The sequence below is a fragment of the Actinopolymorpha rutila genome (genome assembly GCF_013407855.1).
GTDB lineage: Bacteria > Actinomycetota > Actinomycetes > Propionibacteriales > Actinopolymorphaceae > Actinopolymorpha > Actinopolymorpha rutila.
Genome location: NZ_JACBZH010000001.1, coordinates 6,303,977 through 6,320,744, shown reverse-complemented (window position 1 = coordinate 6,320,744; position 16,768 = coordinate 6,303,977). Strand labels below are relative to the sequence as shown.

14 protein-coding genes are annotated in these 16,768 nt (G+C 73.3%); 5 read left to right on the top strand and 9 right to left on the bottom strand.

Going from position 1 to position 16,768, the window contains the following annotated elements:
* Nucleotides 1-20: 20 nt before the first annotated feature.
* Together F4554_RS28385 and F4554_RS31660 are read right to left on the bottom strand one after the other, a co-directional pair.
* Nucleotides 21-1,550, bottom strand: a complete 1,530-nt coding sequence (locus F4554_RS28385; protein WP_179790625.1) for a protein kinase domain-containing protein — start codon at nt 1,548-1,550, stop codon at nt 21-23.
* A gap of 191 nt (nt 1,551-1,741) precedes the next feature.
* On the bottom strand, nt 1,742-2,719 hold the full coding sequence (locus tag F4554_RS31660; protein ID WP_202889494.1) for a M23 family metallopeptidase: 978 nt from the start codon (nt 2,717-2,719) through the stop codon (nt 1,742-1,744).
* Nucleotides 2,720-3,169: 450 nt separating this feature from the next.
* On the opposite strand from F4554_RS31660, the gene F4554_RS28375 reads away from it, so the two are divergent.
* Nucleotides 3,170-5,065 carry a DNA polymerase gene (locus tag F4554_RS28375; protein ID WP_238341429.1) on the top strand — a complete coding sequence of 632 codons (1,896 nt, stop codon included), beginning with the start codon at nt 3,170-3,172 and terminating at the stop codon, nt 5,063-5,065.
* Nucleotides 5,066-5,090: 25 nt separating this feature from the next.
* Here the strand turns inward: F4554_RS28375 and F4554_RS28370 are convergent, their stop codons facing one another.
* Nucleotides 5,091-5,564 carry a Dps family protein gene (locus F4554_RS28370; RefSeq protein WP_337796235.1) on the bottom strand — a complete coding sequence of 158 codons (474 nt, stop codon included), beginning with the start codon at nt 5,562-5,564 and terminating at the stop codon, nt 5,091-5,093.
* Nucleotides 5,565-5,828: 264 nt separating this feature from the next.
* Here F4554_RS28370 and F4554_RS28365 point away from each other — a divergent pair, with 264 nt between their 5' ends.
* The 4 genes from F4554_RS28365 (at nt 5,829) to F4554_RS28350 (ending at nt 8,844) form a co-directional block, all read left to right on the top strand.
* A complete protein-coding gene (locus tag F4554_RS28365; protein WP_179790621.1) occupies nt 5,829-6,731 on the top strand; it encodes an SDR family oxidoreductase in 903 nt (300 codons plus the stop codon).
* A gap of 129 nt (nt 6,732-6,860) precedes the next feature.
* Nucleotides 6,861-7,127, top strand: coding sequence for a DUF6458 family protein (locus tag F4554_RS28360; RefSeq protein WP_179790619.1), 267 nt, complete (start codon nt 6,861-6,863; stop codon nt 7,125-7,127).
* Nucleotides 7,128-7,158: 31 nt separating this feature from the next.
* Nucleotides 7,159-8,082 carry a TIGR03620 family F420-dependent LLM class oxidoreductase gene (locus F4554_RS28355; protein ID WP_179790618.1) on the top strand — a complete coding sequence of 308 codons (924 nt, stop codon included), beginning with the start codon at nt 7,159-7,161 and terminating at the stop codon, nt 8,080-8,082.
* Complete coding sequence (locus tag F4554_RS28350; RefSeq protein ID WP_179790616.1) at nt 8,083-8,844, top strand: SDR family NAD(P)-dependent oxidoreductase; 762 nt, start codon at nt 8,083-8,085, stop codon at nt 8,842-8,844. It begins immediately after the preceding gene.
* Nucleotides 8,845-8,871: 27 nt separating this feature from the next.
* Here F4554_RS28350 and hpnH read toward each other — a convergent pair whose 3' ends face one another.
* The 6 genes from hpnH to F4554_RS28320 are packed head-to-tail and all read right to left on the bottom strand — an operon-like array spanning nt 8,872 to nt 16,765.
* Nucleotides 8,872-9,882: an adenosyl-hopene transferase HpnH gene (gene hpnH, locus F4554_RS28345; protein ID WP_179790614.1), complete on the bottom strand. Its 1,011-nt coding sequence runs from the start codon at nt 9,880-9,882 to the stop codon at nt 8,872-8,874.
* On the bottom strand, nt 9,879-11,414 hold the full coding sequence (ispH, locus tag F4554_RS28340) for a 4-hydroxy-3-methylbut-2-enyl diphosphate reductase (RefSeq protein ID WP_337796234.1): 1,536 nt from the start codon (nt 11,412-11,414) through the stop codon (nt 9,879-9,881). Before ispH ends, hpnH begins: the two co-directional genes overlap by 4 nt.
* Complete coding sequence (gene shc, locus F4554_RS28335) at nt 11,411-13,357, bottom strand: squalene--hopene cyclase (protein WP_179790613.1); 1,947 nt, start codon at nt 13,355-13,357, stop codon at nt 11,411-11,413. Before shc ends, ispH begins: the two co-directional genes overlap by 4 nt.
* Entirely contained in the window at nt 13,357-14,382 is a 1,026-nt protein-coding gene (locus tag F4554_RS28330) for a polyprenyl synthetase family protein (protein ID WP_179790612.1), read from the bottom strand. The genes shc and F4554_RS28330 overlap by 1 nt, the downstream gene beginning before the upstream one ends.
* On the bottom strand, nt 14,379-15,788 hold the full coding sequence (hpnE, locus tag F4554_RS28325) for a hydroxysqualene dehydroxylase HpnE (protein ID WP_179790610.1): 1,410 nt from the start codon (nt 15,786-15,788) through the stop codon (nt 14,379-14,381). The genes F4554_RS28330 and hpnE overlap by 4 nt, the downstream gene beginning before the upstream one ends.
* Nucleotides 15,785-16,765 carry a phytoene/squalene synthase family protein gene (locus F4554_RS28320; RefSeq protein ID WP_179790608.1) on the bottom strand — a complete coding sequence of 327 codons (981 nt, stop codon included), beginning with the start codon at nt 16,763-16,765 and terminating at the stop codon, nt 15,785-15,787. Before F4554_RS28320 ends, hpnE begins: the two co-directional genes overlap by 4 nt.
* Between the last annotated feature and the right edge of the window lie 3 nt (nt 16,766-16,768).

The window sequence follows — 16,768 nt, the reverse complement described above, 5'->3', positions numbered from 1 at the left end:
CTTCGGCCAGTCGTACGGCGTCAGGCGCTGGGATCGAAGGCGCGCCGGGCGTGCCAGGCCAGCGCGGACCGCACCTCGTCCATCTCCCGGGCCCGCGACCGGCGGCCGTCCTGGTGGCCGACGGGGTAGAGCCGGTAGCCGCCGTGGTACGTGCGGAACACCCGGCCGGCCAGCTTGCGCGGCGGCGTCCAGCCGTCCACCAGCCACACCACCACCCACGGCTCGGAGCGGTCGCCGACCACCCGCACCCGAGCGACCGTCTCCCACGGGATCTGCCAGCGGCGCCGCCCCTTCGCCGCCATCAGTCCCTGCCGGCTCAGTTCCAGCGCGAACCCGCGCCGCGCCGACCGGATCAGATGCCTGGTGGCCAGGACGAACATGACGACGAAGGCGAGGACCGCGACCACCCGCATGACCGGGTCGGAGCCGGACGCCTGCCCGGCCCAGCCGGCCAGGGCGAACCCGACGACGACCTGGCAGGCAGCGATGATCAGCCCGGGCAGCCGGTTGGTCCGGAAGCGCACCGTGCCGCCGTCGGTGGCCGACGCCGCCGGCGCGGCGGGCCGTCTCTCCAGCTCGCCAGGCCCGACTCCCGACCCGGATGGCGGCGCCTGTTCGGCAACCGGCGGCGCCTGCCGCTCGGCGGACGGCACCTCCGGAGCGGGGGTGGTGTGCAGGTGGGTGGCGTACTGCTGCACGAGGGTCTGGACCGGCGCCGGCAGCCAGTCCGACCCGTCCGGCCCTGGTGGGTCGATACCACCGATGCGGTCCAGCACCTGCCCTGGCGTCGGCCGACGGGCCGGATCGCGGTCCAGGCAGGCCCGCACCACACCGACGAGATCGGAGGACAGGCCGTCGAGGGTGGGTTCGTCGTGCATCGCGCGATACATCAGCGCGTCGGTCGGTCCGCTGCCGAACGGCCCCTGCCCGGTCGCGGCGAAGGCGAGTACGGCGCCGAGCGCGAACAGGTCGGTGGCGGGGCCGACGCCGGCACCGCTGATCTGTTCGGGCGCCAGGAAGCCGGGCGTGCCGAGGAACTCGCCCGTGGCGGTCAGGCGTACTCCCTCCAGCGCCTGGGAGATGCCGAAGTCGATCACCCGGGGGCCGTCGGCCGCGAGCAGCACGTTGGACGGCTTGAGGTCACGGTGGATCAGCCCGGCCGCGTGGATCGCCTGCAGCGCCTCGGTCAGCCCGGCCGCCAGCCGGCGTACGGCGGGCGCGGGCAGGGGGCCGTACTCCGACACCGCCTGCTGGAGGGTGGGACCCACGACGTACTCCGTGGCCAGCCACGGTTGGGGCGCCTCCGAGTCGGCGTCGACGACGGTGGCGGTCCAGAAGCCGCCGACCGAACGGGCCATCGCCACTTCGCGACGGAACCGCTCGCGGAACTCCGGGTCGTCGGCCAGGTCGGTGCGGGCGACCTTCACCGCGACCGCCCGGCCGCCCGGTGAGGTGCCGAGGTAGACGGTGCCCATCGCACCGCTGCCCAGCCGGCCGCGCAGGGAATAGGCGCCGATCCGGGTCGGGTCGGCTGTTCCCAGGGGCCGCACGCGCGCTCACTCCGTCTCGAGGCATCGGCCGGATCGTGCCGGCGACTGTTCCCGGCTCGGTTCCGCTTTGTTCTACGTCACGGCCGAGCTTAGGGCGTGTCGCGAAGTGCTTCGTCGGTACGCCGGGCATCGGTCACGCGACCGGTGCCCGGCGTGTGGCCGGCGTGTGGCCGGCGTACCGGCCGAGACGCTCAGCAGGAGTTGGTGCTCGCCACCACCGGCTCGGCGCCGCCGGGCTGCACGGAGTACAGCACGCCCTGCAGACGCGAGTGCGTGATCTCGCCGGGGCTGTCGGCCCAGCCGTCGTGGTTGCTGTCGTAGATCTGCTCGTAGTGCAGGTGGGAGACGCCGGTGCCGACCGCGCCGGCCAGGCCGATCCGCTGGCCCTGCTTGACCTTCTGGCCGACGGAGACGTCGCGTTCCTGCATGTGCAGGGACAGCGTGTACCACCCGTTGCCGTGGTCGATCTTCACTCCGCCCGGCTCGGAGAGCTTGACCACGGTGCCGGCGGCCGAGGCCCCCACGACCATGCCGTCGGTCGGTCCGCTCTCGTTGAAGAAGTCGATCTTCATGTCGTCCGGGGCGTGTCCGACGTAGGTCGTGAACCGCAGCTTGGTGCCGCACCTGGCGGGCAGCGCGAAGTTGGGACGGCCGTCGCCGGAGCGCTTGACCACCGGCTTCCTGACGACCGCCTTCTTGGTGGCCTTCGGCTTCGGGGCGGTCTTCTTCGTGGCCTTCTTCGCGGCCTTCGGGGTCGCCTTCGGCTTCGGCGTGGCCTTCTTGGTGACCTTCGGGGTCGGCTTCTTCGTCGCCTTCGGTGTGGACTTCGGCGTGGGGGTCGCCGTGGCGGTCGGCTTCGCCGGCGGTGCCACCCGGGTCTGCGAGCGGGAGGCGCGCTCACGCCCGGCGCGCTCGCGGGCCGTGTCGACCTGCTTGCTCACCGAGTCGTACGCCGCCACCTTCGCGGCGGAGTCGTCGAGGTGCCCGGCCTGGCGGGTGAGGATCCACGGGGTCACCGCGCCCGCGGCGAGGGCGAGTACGCCGGCGACGACCGCGAGTACGCGAAGGGGCCGGCGGGGAGTACGAGCACTGTCGCCGGGACGGGCGAGGCCGCTGGGGCCGTCGGAGCGATGTCGGGCTGACCTGCGTCGCGGCGGTTTCGGCGGCATCGAGCGATCTCCTTCGTCAGTGGCGGCGCGTTCACGGCACGTCCCCAGGACGCGGGCAGCCCGCAACTGCGCACCGGACTCCGCCGAGCGGGCGGGGGTGCGCGGGGCAAAGGAAGATCACGCGACGAACGGTGGACGCCGGCAGATGTGCCGGCGCCGGAAGCCTTCCGGGAGCCGTGGTGCGATGGTGCTTTTGCGTTGTGTTGCCGGTTCGGCCCCCGTGGCCGACCTTGGGCAGTTTGCGGGATCGACCGGACGAATGCCAAGCTCGATGTCCGTATTGCGGGAAAATCTGCGGCGAATTCCGGTCCGGTTCTGAGGACCTTGGACCCTGGACGATCCGGCCAACGGCGTCGGCCGTCCCCGATGGGACTGTCCGCCAGGACTGCCGGGACGGTCTGCCGGGACTGTCCGGCGGGACTGTCGGTGGTCACGGGCAGGATGATCAGCATGGAGCCGTGGTCGACGGCCGAGCTCGCTCGGCTGGTGGAAGCCACGCCCGGTCGCTGCGTCGCGCTGGTCGTGGTCCGCGGCCAGGGCGTCGGCCTCGCCGTCGACGGCCACCGCCGGGCCGTCCCGTGCGCCGATCCTGCCGGGCTGGTCGCCGAGCTCGACCGGGAGCTGCGGCCGAGGTGGGTCTGGTGGGACGCCCGCACCACAGCCGGCGAGCTGCTCGCAGCGGACGTCCGGGTCCGCGCCTGCTGGGACCTCGCCGCCACCCACCGGGTGCTGTTCGGCGGCCGGCGCGACGACCCGGCCGCGGTGTGGGCCGCCGCCACCGGCCTGCCCGAGCCATCCCCGCCCCGGCGGGAGGTGACCCTGCTCGACTGGTCCGAGCCCGCCGCCTACACCGGTGCCGGCTCCGGGGCCGGCACCGACGTCGGCTCCGATGCCGGGTCCGCCGACCTCTTCACCCACGACGGCCAGCTGCGGGCCGACCTGGCCGGCCAGGACTGGCTCGCCGACCACGTGAGAGGTCGCGCGGACGACGTGCTCGACCGCGCGGCCAGGTGGGCCGCGCTCGCCCTGCGGGTCCGCGCCGCCCAGGACGCCGGCCTGCGGGCACTACCCGACCCGCGGGCCACTCCCCGGGTGCTCCCGCTGGCCGTCCTCACCGCGTATGCCGAGTCCGCCGCCGCCCTGCTGGCCGTGGAGCTGGAGCACGACGGGCTTCCGCTCGACCGCCGGGCGGCCGAGCAGTACATCTCGGGCTTCGTCGGACCCCGCCTGGCCACTCCCGCCGCCGAGACGGCCGCCCGGGCAGACCGGGACGCCGCGGTGGTCGACCTCTTCCGCTCCGGCTCGGCCGAGGGCGGAGGGCGCGTCGACCTGCGCAACCCCGTGCAGGTACGCGAGTTGCTTGGCCGGATCGGGCTGCACGTTCCCGACACCCGGTCCTGGCGGCTGGAGCCCTTCCGCGACTCCCATCCGGGCGTGGCCGCGTTCCTCGACTGGCGCAAGGCCGAACGCATCGCCACGACCTACGGCTACGGCTGGCTCGACCGGCACGTCGGTGCCGACGGCCGGTTGCGCGGGACCTGGGCGGCCTCCGACGGCGCGGCCGGCCGGATGACCGCGGGCGCCGGGCTGCACAACCTCCCCGCCGGGCTGCGGGTGGCGGTCGCCGCCGAGCCAGGCCACGTGCTGGTCCGCGCCGACCTGGGCCAGATCGAACCCCGGGTGCTGGCGGTGGTGTCCGGCGACGCCGCGCTGGCCCGGGCCGCGCGCGCCGACGACCTGTACGCCCCGGTCGCCGCGCAGCTGCACTGTGACCGGCCGACCGCGAAGGTCGCCGTCCTGGCCGCGATGTACGGCCAGACCTCCGGCACGGCCGGTGCGGCCCTGCGGCGGATGGAGCGCGCCTACCCACGGGCGATCGGCTACCTCCGTGCGGCCGAGGAGGCCGGCCTGGTCGGCCGGGACATCCGTACGCACGGCGGCCGGCTGATCCGGCTCCGCCCCGGCGAGGGCGACAGCGGCGAAGGCAGCGACGACCTCGTGGACCCTCTCGCGGCCGACGCACCACCGGGCTCGCGGCCATCGGACCGGGCCCGGCGTCATGGCCACGGCAGGTTTGCCCGGAACGCCGTCGTCCAGGGTGCGGCGGCAGAGTTCTTCAAGGCGTGGGCGGCGGCGGTGCGCACCGGCCTGCGCCCGTTCGGCGGCCGGATCGTGCTGTGCCTGCACGACGAGTTGCTGTTGCACGTACCCGCCGAGCACACCGACGCGGCCGCCGCACTGCTGACGAGCGCGCTGGAGTCGACGGCGGCGTTCTGGGCGTCCGGCAGCTCGGTCCGCTTCGTCGCCGACGTCAGCGTGGTCGCCCGCTGGTCGGAGGCGAAGTAGCCGCGCAGCTCGGGCTTCGGGCGGCTCAGCCGAGCTGGGCGGCGAACATCCAGCGGTGCTTCTCCAGCGCCCGCAGGGCCTCGATCACGATGTCCTGGCTCACCGTGTCCGTCGTCTCCAGCGCCTCCATCGCCGCGCGTGCCCGCGCGATCGTGGCGTCGAGCTGGTCGACGACGGCGCCGACGACCTTGTCGTCGCTGGTGAAGCCCGGCGCCACCTCCGGCAGGTTGGTGGTCGTCGCCACTGTCGCGGGCCGCCCGTCTGCGAGCACGTCGAGCGCGACCAGGCGTTCGGCGACGGTGTCGGCAAACTCGCGGGCGTCGTCGATCACGGCGTCCAGTCGTTCGTGGACGGGCAGGAAGTAGCGGCCCCGCACGTGCCAGTGCAGCTGCTTGCCGTTCAGGGCCAGGCCCACGAGGTCGACCAGGACCGGCTGCAGGACCTTGGCGACGTCCTTGCCCGAGACCTCACTGGTGATCTTGGCGTGTCCTTGTGTCACGGAACTCTCCTCACTCTCCTCGCGGTTCCGGTACGCGGCAGGCACCCCTCACTGCCAGCCTGCGTCCCGGACCGGCGGCAGGCAAACCGCGCCTGACCTGGGCGGATTGTCCGAGAAGGAGGACCGGTGGTCGCCGGTGCGAAACGGAGCGACGGGTGGGTCGCTCCCGTACGTGATCGGAGGGACTTACGGGGTAAGTCCCCGGCACGAGCGTTCCGCGGCGGCGACCGGCGGGCCATCACAAGTGCACGAGCTGGGAGATCCATGACACAGCGCGACCAACCGGACCAGGCGACCCAGCAGGACCCGCAACACCAGCACCCCCGCCCGGACTTTCCCGGGCAGACCCAGGAACACCCCGGCCTGGACTCGGAGATGGACCCCAAGCCCGACTACGGCTACGACACCTACCGCGGGCTGGGCCGACTGGAGGGCAAGAAGGCGCTGATCACCGGTGGTGACTCCGGTATCGGCCGGGCCGTCGCCCTGGCCTTCGCCCGCGAGGGTGCCGACGTGGCGGTCGCCTACCTCGAGGCCGAGGAGTCCGACGCGGCCGAGACCGCGCGGGTCGTGGAGGAGGCCGGCCGCAAGGTGCTGCGCTTCGCGACCGACCTGAGCGAGGAGGGCGACTGCCGCCGGCTGGCCGACCAGGTGGTGAAGGAGTTCGGCCAGGTCGACATCCTGGTCAACAACGCGGCGTACCAGATGAGTTTCGACAGCTTCGACAAGATCCCGTCGGACCTGCTGGAGCACACGTTCCGCACCAACATCCTGGCGATGTTCTGGCTCACCCAGGCCGTGCTGCCGTCGATGCCCGAGGGCGGCACCATCATCAACACCTCCTCGATCCAGGCCTACCAGCCGACGCCGGCGCTGCTGCCGTACGCCACCACCAAGGGCGCCATCGTGACGTTCACCAAGGGCCTCGCGGAGGAGCTCGCCGAGCGCGGCATCCGGGTCAACTCCGTGGCGCCCGGTCCGGTGTGGACGCCGATCATCCCGGCGTCGATGCCCGCGGAGAAGGCAGCGTCGTTCGGTGCGGACGCGCCGCTGGGCCGGCCCGGCCAACCGGCCGAGCTCGCGCCCGCGTTCGTGTTCCTGGCCTCCCAGGAGTCGAGCTTCGTCAGTGGGCAGATCCTCGGTGTCACCGGCGGCCGGCTGCCGTAGCGGCCGTTGTGGCCACCGCCGCTGGCCGACTCCGGTACCCCGCACGCGCCCACGATGTGCGGGTGCCGGAGTCGGCCGCCGGAAAGTAGTTGAATATGGGGGTACGCGACGTTCGACGGAGGTTCCGACATGAGTATCGGCGCGGGCATTTTTCTCATCGCATTCGGGGCGATCCTTGCCTTCGCCGTGAAGGCTCAGCCGGACTGGCTGAGCCTGGACGTCGTGGGCTGGGTGTTCATGCTGACCGGCGCGAGCATCCTGGCCATCACGCTGACGCTGTGGAACAAGCGGCGCCGGGCGGCCTCGATCAGCGAGCGGCAGGTCATCGAGAACGGCCGGCAGACCACCGCCGAGCGGCGCGTCTACCGCGAGACCGACGTCCCGCCCGAGGTGTGATGCGGGGCGAGGCGAACTCCGATCGCGTGCCATGACGTCGACCGGGTCGGTCGCCACCGCGCGAGCCGCGCTGGGCCGGGTCGGCGTGTGGCTGCCGCCGGCCATGCTCGACATCACCACTCCCGAAGCCGAACGCGATGCCGTGGTCGCCGCGGAGGACCTGGGGTACGGCTCGCTGTGGACCGGCGACCGCATCGGTGGCAAGGAGATCTTCGCCCACCTCGGTCTCCTGCTCGCCGCGACCCGGCGCCTCGTCGTCGGCGCCGGCGTGGCGAACATCTGGGCTCGCCATCCTGCGGCCATGCAGGGCGGCGCGGCGACCCTTGCCCAGGCATACCCAGGCCGGTTCGTGCTCGGCCTGGGCGTGAGCGCGCGAGCCGTCGTGGAGCGCGCGGGTGGGCAGACGTACGACGACCGGCCCCTGCGGCGGATGCGTGGCTATCTCGACGACATGGACGCGGCCGCCGCCGCGCCGCCGCATCCGTCGACGCCGTTCGCCCGGGTGCTGGGAGCGCTCGGTCCGCGGATGCACGACCTGGCTCGCGAGCGCGCGGACGGCGTGCACCCCTTCCTGATGCCGGTCGAGCAGACCGCCCGTGCCCGCAAGGCCGTCGGCCCGGACAAGCTCGTCGTCCCGCACCAGATGGTGGTGCTCGCCTCGAACCGCTCCGATGTGCGCAGGCTGGTGACGGAGTACGTCGGGCCGGTCCTCACCGCCAAACAGGGCCACTACGCGACCAACTTCGTGCGCCTCGGGTTCGACGCCGACGAGATCGGCGGCGACCGGTTCGTGGACGCGGTGCTGGCATGGGGTGACGAGGCCGCCGTCGCGCGCCGGGTCCGCGAACACCTCGCCGCGGGCGCCGATCACGTCCTGGTTCAACCGGTGGCGCCCGACCTGCGCACGGCGACCGAGCAGTTCGCTCGTCTCGCTCCGCTGCTGCGGGAGGTGTGAGTGCGGGTCGCCCAGCGGTTCGCGGTGGTGACCGGCGCATCCGGCGGGATCGGGCGTGCGGTGGCCGAGCGGCTGGCCGCCGCCGACTGCCGGTTGCTGCTCGTCGGCCGGGACACCGACCGGCTCGCAGCGGTGGCCCGGTCCACCGGCGGGGAGACGCTGGTCGCCGACCTCGCTGACGCCGCTGACGTCGCGGGCCTGGCGGCCCGGCTGGCAGACCGGGACCAGGCGCCCGACCTGCTGGTCAACAACGCCGGCGTCGGTGCCGTCGGCCCGGCGGTGGACGTGGACGGCGCCGACCTGGACCGGCTGCTGACGGTCAACCTCCGTACGCCGATGCTGCTCACCCGGGCCGTGCTACCGGCGATGACCGCCCGCGGCTCCGGCCACCTCGTCTTCGTCTCCTCCATCGCCGCGGTGCTGGGGGTCGCCGGTGAGTCCGCGTACGCCGCTGTCAAGGCGGGCTTGCACGTGTTCGCGGTCAGCCTGCGGGCCGAGGTCGCCGGTGCGGGAGTCGGGGTGAGCACAGTGGTCCCGGGCGTGGTGGACACCGACTTCTTCGTCCGGCGTGGCGCGCCCTACGCCCGGCGCTTCCCGCGGCCGATCCCGCCGGAGCGGGTGGCGGCCGCGCTGGTGCGGGCCGTCGAACGCGACCAGGCCGAGGTCGTCGTACCCGCCTGGCTCCGGGTCCCGGTGGCCGTACGCTCGCTGGCGCCGACGACCTACCACCGGTTGGCCGAGCGCTGGGGCGGCGACGGCTGAGCCACCGCGCCTGTCAACGGGCGCTTGTCAGTCGCCGGCGATCGCCCGCAGCGACTGGCGCAGCGACCCCATCGTGGCCAGCACCGCCGTCGGTTCGTACCCACAGTGGGCCATGCAGTTGGCACACCGCGGGTCCCGGCCCCGGCCGTAGCTGTCCCAGTCGGTCTCCTCGACCAGTTCCTGGTAGGTCGCGGCGTACCCGTCGCTCATCAGGTAACATGGCCGCTGCCAGCCGAACAGCGAGTACGACGGGATTCCCCAAGCAGTACAGGGAAAGTCCACCTTGCCCTCGAGGAAGTCCAGGAACAGCGGTGAGTGGTTGAGCCGCCAGCGCGCACGGTTGCCGTTCGCGAACGCCTTGCGGAACAGCTCCCTGGTCTGGGTGACGCCGAGGAAGTGGTCCTGGTCGGGTGCCTTCTCGTACGCGTACGCCGGCGACACCATCATCTGGTCGACGTGCAGGTCGTCGTTGAGGAAGTCCAACACGTCGATGACGTTCTGCGGGCTGTCGCTGGTGAAGAACGTGGTGTTCGTGGTGACCCGAAATCCCTGTGCCTGCAGGAACCTGACCGCCGCCACCGCCTCGTCGAAACCGCCATCGTGGTCCACCGACGCGTCGTGGCGTTCGCGCAGGCCGTCGATGTGCACGGCGAACGCGAAGTAGCGCGACGGCCGGAAGTCGAAGCGGTCCCACCACTTGCGTACCAGCAACGCGTTGGTGCACAGGAAGACGTAGATCTTCCGCCGCACGAGTTCGTCGACCATCCGGTCGATCTCCGGGTGCATGAGTGGTTCGCCGCCGGCGATGGACACCATCGGTGCGCCGCACTCCTCCATCGCGGCCACCGCCTGCTCGACCGGCATCCGGCGACGGAGTTCGTCGGCCGGGTGCTGGATCTTGCCGCAGCCCGCGCACTGCAGGTTGCAGGCGAACAGCGGCTCGAGTTCGACCAGCAGGGGAAACTTCTCCCGGCCACGCAGGCGCTGGGCCAGCAGGTACCGCCCGATTCGCAGGCTCTGCCGCATCGGCATGGTCATGGGTTGCGCACCTCCTTCGGCAGGGTGAACTCGATGTCCTCGGTGGTGACCACGTGCTCGCGCACGTCCACCGGGCCGAGGCCGCGCAGCGCGTCGACGGTCGCGTCCACCAGGGACGCGGGCGTCGATGCGCCCGCGGTGACCGCGACCGTCGCCGCGTCGGTGAGCCAGGCGAGGTCGATGCCGCCCGGGTCGTCGATCAGGTGTGCCGGGGTGCCCAGGCGGCGGGCGAGCTCGACCAGCCGGTTGGCGTTGGAGGAGTTCCGGGAGCCGACCACCAGGACGAGATCGGCCTGCCGGGCGACCGACCGCAGGGCGTGCTGACGGTTGGTGGTGGCGTAGCAGATGTCGTCCGACGCGGGCCCCTGCAGCGCGGGGAAGCGTTCGTGCAGGACGTCGACGATCTCGGCGACCTCGTCCACTCCGAGCGTGGTCTGTACGAGGTAGGACACCTGGTCCGGGTCGGGTACCCGCACGCGGGCGGCGCCGGCGAGGTCCTCCACCAGTACCGTGCTGCCCGGGCGTTCGCCGACGGTGCCCTGGGTCTCCTCGTGCCCGTCGTGTCCGATGAACAGCACGGTGTCGCCGCGGTCGGCGAACCGGCGTGCCTCGCTGTGCACCTTCGCCACCAGGGGACAGGTCGCGTCCACGACGCCGAGGCCGCGGGCGGCGGCCTCCTTCCGTACGCCGGGAGACACACCGTGGGCGGAGAAGACGACGGTGGCGCCCGCGGGCACCTCGTCCAGCTCCTCGACGAACACCGCGCCGAGGCCCTCCAACCGGGCGACGACGTGGGAGTTGTGCACGATCTGCTTGCGGACGTAGACCGGAGCGCCGCGCTGGGCGAGGACCCGCTCCACGATGTCGATGGCGCGTTCCACACCGGCGCAGAACGAGCGCGGGTTGGGAAGCAGGACCGTCCGCGCCCCGGTCGCCGCACCCCAGTCGGCCAGGGCAGGCGCGACGGTGGCGAGCGTGCGTACCGCGGTCCGTAGGTGGGCGAGCGTCACCGGCCGCCACAACGGACCGGTCGCCGGGTCGGCGACCACCCGCACGCACGCGGTCGCGGTGGAGGTGGGCAGGCCGGCGGCGAGCCAGCCGGACTCCAGGTCGACGGCGAGGGCGCCGGTGTCGCGCAGCGCGGTCCGGGCGGCTCCGCTGACCAGCCGCTCCCGGCTCACCACGGGCCCGGTGCGTATGGTCAGGCCGAGCCGGGCCAGCCGGGCGGCCAGCAGTTGCGCGCTCGGGCACGCGACGGTGCGCTCGCCCGCGCGTACCTCCGTCGCCACCACCACGTCGCCCGGTGCGAGGCCGGGGTCGAGCGCGCCGGCCACCCCGGTCACCGCGACGCCTGACGGCGGCGGGCCGGTGTGTGCGAGCAGGTGAGCCGCGCTCTCGGCGTGCCGCCGGCCCATGCCCGTACGCAGCACCCTGGCGGAGGCGTCTCCGGCCAGGCCGCGCCGGACGGCGGCCGCCTCCAACCGGGTCGGTGCGCACAGGACGTACTCCGCCGGCATCGCAGCTCCCCTCACGCTCGGTCCTGTGGGTCGCCTGCCGGGGCGAGCAGCCGGCCGAGCGCGGTGACCGGGAACACCAGCCGGTAGAGGTGGTAGTTGATGTAGAAGTCGCCGGGGAACCCGGTGCCGGTGAACTGCGGCTCGTCCCAGCCACCGTCGGGGCGCTGGGTGGCCACCAGCCAGGCGATACCGGCGCGGACGGCGGGGGAGTCGCGCAGCCCGGCGGCCTCCAGCGCCAGCAGTGCCCACGCGGTCTGGGATGCGGTCGACGTACCCCGGCCCACCCAGGACGGGTCGGAGTAGGAGCGCAGGTCCTCGCCCCAGCCGCCGTCGGCGTTCTGGTGCGCGGTCAGCCAGTTCGCGCCCCGGACGACCGCGCGGTCGTGCCGGGAGAGTCCGGCGGCCACCAGCGCGGGCAGGACCGCGCCGGTGCCGTAGACGTGGTTCGCGCCCCACCGGCCGTACCACGACCCGTCCGCCTCCTGCGCGTCCAGCAGCCAGCGCACCGCGCGCTGCACCTCCGGGTCGTCGGCGTGCCCCTCGTGGGCGAACATCTCCACCACGTGCGCGGTGACGTCCGCACTGGGCGGGTCGATGACCGCACCGAAGTCGCAGAACGGCAACTGGTAGGCGAGTTCGCGGGTGTTGTCGGCGTCGAACGCGCCCCAGCCGCCGTCCCGGCACTGCATGCCGCGCAGCCAGACCCGGGCCCGGCGTACCGCCTCCTCCAGCCGCGGCGTCTCGGCGGTCCGGCGCAGGCCGAGCACCACCTCGGCGGTGTCGTCGGTGTCGGGGTAGCCGTCGTTGTCGAACTCGAACGCCCAGCCGCCGGCGGGGGTGCGCGGCCGCCGCACGGACCAGTCGCCGCGTACGGTGATCTCCTCCGCCAGCAGCCAGTCGCGCGCCCGCACCATCGGGCCGGCCTCGGGGTCCACGCCCGCGTCGCCGAGCGCGACCAGGGCGAGTGCGGTGTCCCAGACCGGCGACTGGCACGCCTCGATCCGGCGTACGGTGCCGTGCGGGGTGTCCTCGCGAATGGTGAAGCGTTCCCAGCCGGCCAGGCCCGCGGTCAGCACCGGGTGGTCCAGTGGGTAGCCGAGCGCGTGCAGCGCCATCAGGGAGTAGACCCACGGCGGCTGGATGCCGCCCCAGCAGCCGTCCTTCTCCTGCCGGGCGACGACCCACTCCGCGGCCCGGCGCAAGGCCAGCCTGCGCACGGACCTGACCGGGTGGCGTTCGTAGCGGTGCAGGGCCCGGTCCAGCCGGGCGAACGCGCCCCGCCAGGTGGTCGCCCGGTCCGGTGGCGGTTCGGGCGTCCCGGTGCGCAGCTCGTCGATGCTCACCCCGAGCGGGCGGTTCGGCCGGAGTGCGCCGAGGATGGTGAGGGGCACGAGGGTCTGCCGTGCCCAGCAGCCCCAGTCGTACACGTTGAACGGCACCCAGTGGGGGGCGAGCACGATCTCCGGAGGCAGCGCCGGCACGTCGTCCCAGCTCCACTCGCCGAACAACGACAGCCAGATCTTCGTGAACACCCGGGCGGCCTCGACTCCGCCGTTGTCAAGGATGAATTGACGCGCCTGCTTGAGGTGCTGGTCGTCGGGGTCGTCACCGGCCAGCCGAAGCGCGACGTAGGCCTCCACCGACGTGGACACGTCGCCCGGCCCGAACCGGAAGTTCGCCCACGAGCCGTCGTCGCGTTGCTGGCTTCGGATCCAGGCCGCCGACTGCGTGGTCTGCTCGTCGGTGCGTACGCCGAGGAACTGCCGCATCAGCAGGTCCTCGGCGTCCATCGTGACGTTGGTCTCCAGCTCGCCCTTCCACCAGCCGGCGGGGTCCTGCAGGTCCAGCAGGTGCTCGACGGCACGTTCCAGCGCCGCGTGGGCCTGCGCGTCGTCGTCCGGATGCTTCTGGGGCTCCGGGGCCTTGTGGTACTCCGGGTACGGGGACAGGCCGGCCATCAGGTGCTCCGTCCACGCAGCTGGCCCGCGATCCGGGTCAGGTCGTCGCGCACCGGGCCGGGCAGGTCGACCGTGGCCAGCGCACGGATCCCGGACGCGAGCTGGCGGTCCGCCTCGTCCTCGGTCCAGCCGCGGCCACCGGCCTGCTCGACCAGGGACGCGGCCCGGGCGAGCTCGGTCTCGTCCAGCGGGTCGGGCCGGCGGTAGAGGTCGCGCAACTCGTCCGCGGCCATCGTCGGCGCGGTGAGCGCGGCGACCACCGGAACGGACTTCTTCCGCGCCCGCAGGTCGGACAACACCGGCTTGCCGGTGCGCACCGGGTCGCCCCAGATGCCGAGCAGGTCGTCGGTGAGCTGGAACGCCATGCCCACGTGCCGGCCGAACGTCGTCAGCGCCGCCAGCAGCGTGGCCGGCGCGCCCGCTAGCACGGCGCCGAGCGAGGCCGAACACGCCAGCAGGGCGGCCGTCTTGTCCGCGGCCATGCTCGTGCACTCCGCGAGCGTCACGTCGTCGCGCTTCTCGAACGCGATGTCGGCGGTCTGGCCCGCGATCAGCTGCCGCACGGTCTCACCCAGCCGGCGTACGGCCACGTGGACATGAACGGAGTCGGCCTCGGCGAGCACCTCGTTGGCCAGGGACAGCAGCGCGTCGCCCGCGAGGATCGCGTCGGGCACGCCGAACCGCGCCCACACCGTCGGCCGGTGCCGGCGTTCGGTGTCGCCGTCGATCACGTCGTCGTGCAGCAGCGAGAAGTTGTGCACGAGTTCGCAGGCGAGCGCGGCCGGAACGCCCACCTCCGGCGGAGCCTGCGCAGCCTGCGCGGACAGCACCGCGAGAACCGAACGAAGGCCCTTGCCGCGGGTGATGGGTTCGGCCGGGAACTGGCCGTCGGAGTCCCAGAAGCCGAGGTGGTAGCCGCAGGCGCGCCGGGTGTCCGCGTCGAGCCGGTCGAGTGCGGCGAGCAGGACGGGCTCGACCATCCGGTGGGTCTCGGCGATGCGGAGTTCGGTGGGGAGCAGCGTCATGGCAGGGCCTCTCCAAGGGGTCGCGAAGTCGGGGTCCTGGTGAGGGAGAGCGCGTCCGCCGCCCGCAGGCCGCTGCGTACCGCGCCCTCCATGGTGTCCGGCCACCCCGTGGCGGTCCACGCGCCGGCGAGGGTGAGCCCGGGAAGTCCGGTGTGGGTGGGTGGACGCAACGCCGCCGTGCCGGGGACCTGGCGGAACGTGGCGTGGGGTTCGCGGGTGACGAACGACTCGACCACCTGGGCGCTGCGCGCGCCCGGGAGCAGGTCGTCCACCGCGTTGGCGTACGTACGGCGGAGTTCCTCGGTGGGCATGGCGACCTCGGCGTGCGCGGCCGACACCGACACCACGAGGTACTGGCCGCGGTCCACTCCCGCGGCGCGCGTACGGTCGAAGATCCACTGCACGGGCGAGTCGAGCGCACCGGCGTACGGGAACGCCGTCACCCGGCGGTCGTAGCGCAAGTGGACGTTGACGATGGGTGCCGAACCCAACCGGGCCCAGCGTTCCCGCCCCTCGTCGGGCACCGCGCGGGCCGGCACCAGCCGGGCGGCGGCCTGGTGCGGGACCGCTACCACCACGGCGTCCGCGGAGAGTTCGCCGGTACGCGTACGCACGACGAACCGCTCGGTGGCCGGGTCGGTGCCGACATCGGAAACCGGCTCGATGGCCAGCACCTTCGCGTTGGTGCGTACGTCGACCCCGAGGCTTTCCAGCAGCCGGCCCGCCGGCTGGGCGTGCAACTGCCGCAGGGACACCGTGGGTACGCCGAGGTCGGCCGCCTCGGGCCGGCCGAGGAACGCGGTGCGGAACACCTTGGCGGCCAGCGCGAGGGACGCCTCGTCCGGTGGGAGGTTCAGCGCGGCGACCGCGATCACCCCCCACAGGCGCTCGATCGCCCGCCCGGACTGGCGGCGTTCGCGCAGCCACTCGCCGAATGTCGCGGTGTCCCGGCGCGGGTCGTCCGGGTCGACCCGGCGCAGCGCGAGCGTGGCCGTGCCGGCGCGGAGCCGTTCCAGCGGGGTCAACGGCTTGTACGCCACCAGCGACCGGGCCAGGTGCAGCGGCGCCGGTCCGCGCCGGGTGCGGTAGATCCAGTCCGGCCTGTCCGCATGCTCGCCCGGTCGCAGCACCGGGATCGCCAGATGGTCCTGCACCGGTGCGAGCGCGGCCACGTCGAGGCGTTCCAGCAGGGCGCGGTAGGCGTGGTAGCACCGCAGGAACACGTGCTGACCGGTGTCGGCGACCAGGCCGGACCGGCCGGCGACCGCTGGCCGGTCCAGTGAGTACGTCGCACCGCCCAGGTGCGCGCGCGCCTCCAGCAGCGTCACCCGGGCACCCCGGTCGGCCAGCCGGACCGCGGCCGCGATCCCCGCCAGGCCGCCGCCGACCACCACGACCGACGTCATGCGTCACCTCGGGTCAGCGCCCGCGCCGCCGCCGCCAGCCTCGCCCCGGTCGGCGACTCCAGGCGCTGGGTGCGGACGAGGTCGGGGTCGGCGCTGATCCGGTCGAGCAGCCGCAGGTGGACCCCCGCGATCGCCGCCGTGCACGACCGGCTGCGGCGGTCCAGCAGCGGCAGCAGGGTGAGGCCGCGGACGTACCACGCCCGCGTGCGGTTCGCCTCGAACCGCACCAGGTCTGCGAAGCTGTCCGGGTCGAGCAGGCCCTCGTCGGCGGCGCCGGAGCGCGGCTCGCCGTCACCATGCCCGGTGTCGGGTCCCTCGCGGCGTTCGTGTGACTCGTGTGGCTCGCGTGGCTCGCGGAGTTCCAGGGTGCAGGCGTAGTCGTCCAGGTCGGCCGCCGGGAGGTAGATCCGGCCGCGCAGCCGGTCGTCGTACAGGTCGCGGATGAGGCAGGTGAGCTGCACCGCGACGCCGAGGGTGTCCGCGAGCGGCTCGGCCTCGGCGTAGGACAGCGGGTCGAACACTCCGAGCGACAACCGGCCCACCGAGCCACCGACCTGCCGGCAGTAGCCCACCAGGTCCTCGAACGTCTTGTACCGCATCCCCCGGACATCGGCCTCGCACCCGTCGAGGAGTTCGAGGAGGGCGTCCAGCCGGATCGGGAACCGCCGCGCGGCGTCGGCCAGTGCGACCACCACCGGGTCGGCCGCCGGCTCGGTGGAGTCGGTGGGCTCGCCGGGATCGGGCGGCGGACCGGCCAGGAGCCGTTCGACCTGGGTGCGCACCACCGCCAGCCGGCGCAGCTTCTCGGCCACGGGCAGGTCGCCGTCGCCGATGTCGTAAACGCGGCGGGCCATGGCGCACACCGCCGACAGGGCGCGCCGCTTCGGCCCGGGAAGCAGTGCGATGCCGTACGAGAAGTTCCGTGCCTCCCGGCGGGTGATCGCCGCACACTCGCGGTAGGCCTGGTCGACGTTCATCCC

What these genes read in the sequence shown, in the direction of transcription:
- F4554_RS31660 (WP_202889494.1), bottom strand. Translation starts at nt 2,719, where the DNA reads ATGCCGCCGAAACCGCCGCGACGCAGGTCAGCCCGACATCGCTCCGAC.
- F4554_RS28375 (WP_238341429.1), top strand. Translation starts at nt 3,170, where the DNA reads ATGGAGCCGTGGTCGACGGCCGAGCTCGCTCGGCTGGTGGAAGCCACG.
- F4554_RS28365 (WP_179790621.1), top strand. Translation starts at nt 5,829, where the DNA reads ATGACACAGCGCGACCAACCGGACCAGGCGACCCAGCAGGACCCGCAA.
- F4554_RS28360 (WP_179790619.1), top strand. Translation starts at nt 6,861, where the DNA reads ATGAGTATCGGCGCGGGCATTTTTCTCATCGCATTCGGGGCGATCCTT.
- F4554_RS28355 (WP_179790618.1), top strand. Translation starts at nt 7,159, where the DNA reads ATGACGTCGACCGGGTCGGTCGCCACCGCGCGAGCCGCGCTGGGCCGG.
- hpnH (WP_179790614.1), bottom strand. Translation starts at nt 9,882, where the DNA reads ATGACCATGCCGATGCGGCAGAGCCTGCGAATCGGGCGGTACCTGCTG.
- shc (WP_179790613.1), bottom strand. Translation starts at nt 13,357, where the DNA reads ATGGCCGGCCTGTCCCCGTACCCGGAGTACCACAAGGCCCCGGAGCCC.
- F4554_RS28330 (WP_179790612.1), bottom strand. Translation starts at nt 14,382, where the DNA reads ATGACGCTGCTCCCCACCGAACTCCGCATCGCCGAGACCCACCGGATG.
- hpnE (WP_179790610.1), bottom strand. Translation starts at nt 15,788, where the DNA reads ATGACGTCGGTCGTGGTGGTCGGCGGCGGCCTGGCGGGGATCGCGGCC.
- F4554_RS28320 (WP_179790608.1), bottom strand. Translation starts at nt 16,765, where the DNA reads ATGAACGTCGACCAGGCCTACCGCGAGTGTGCGGCGATCACCCGCCGG.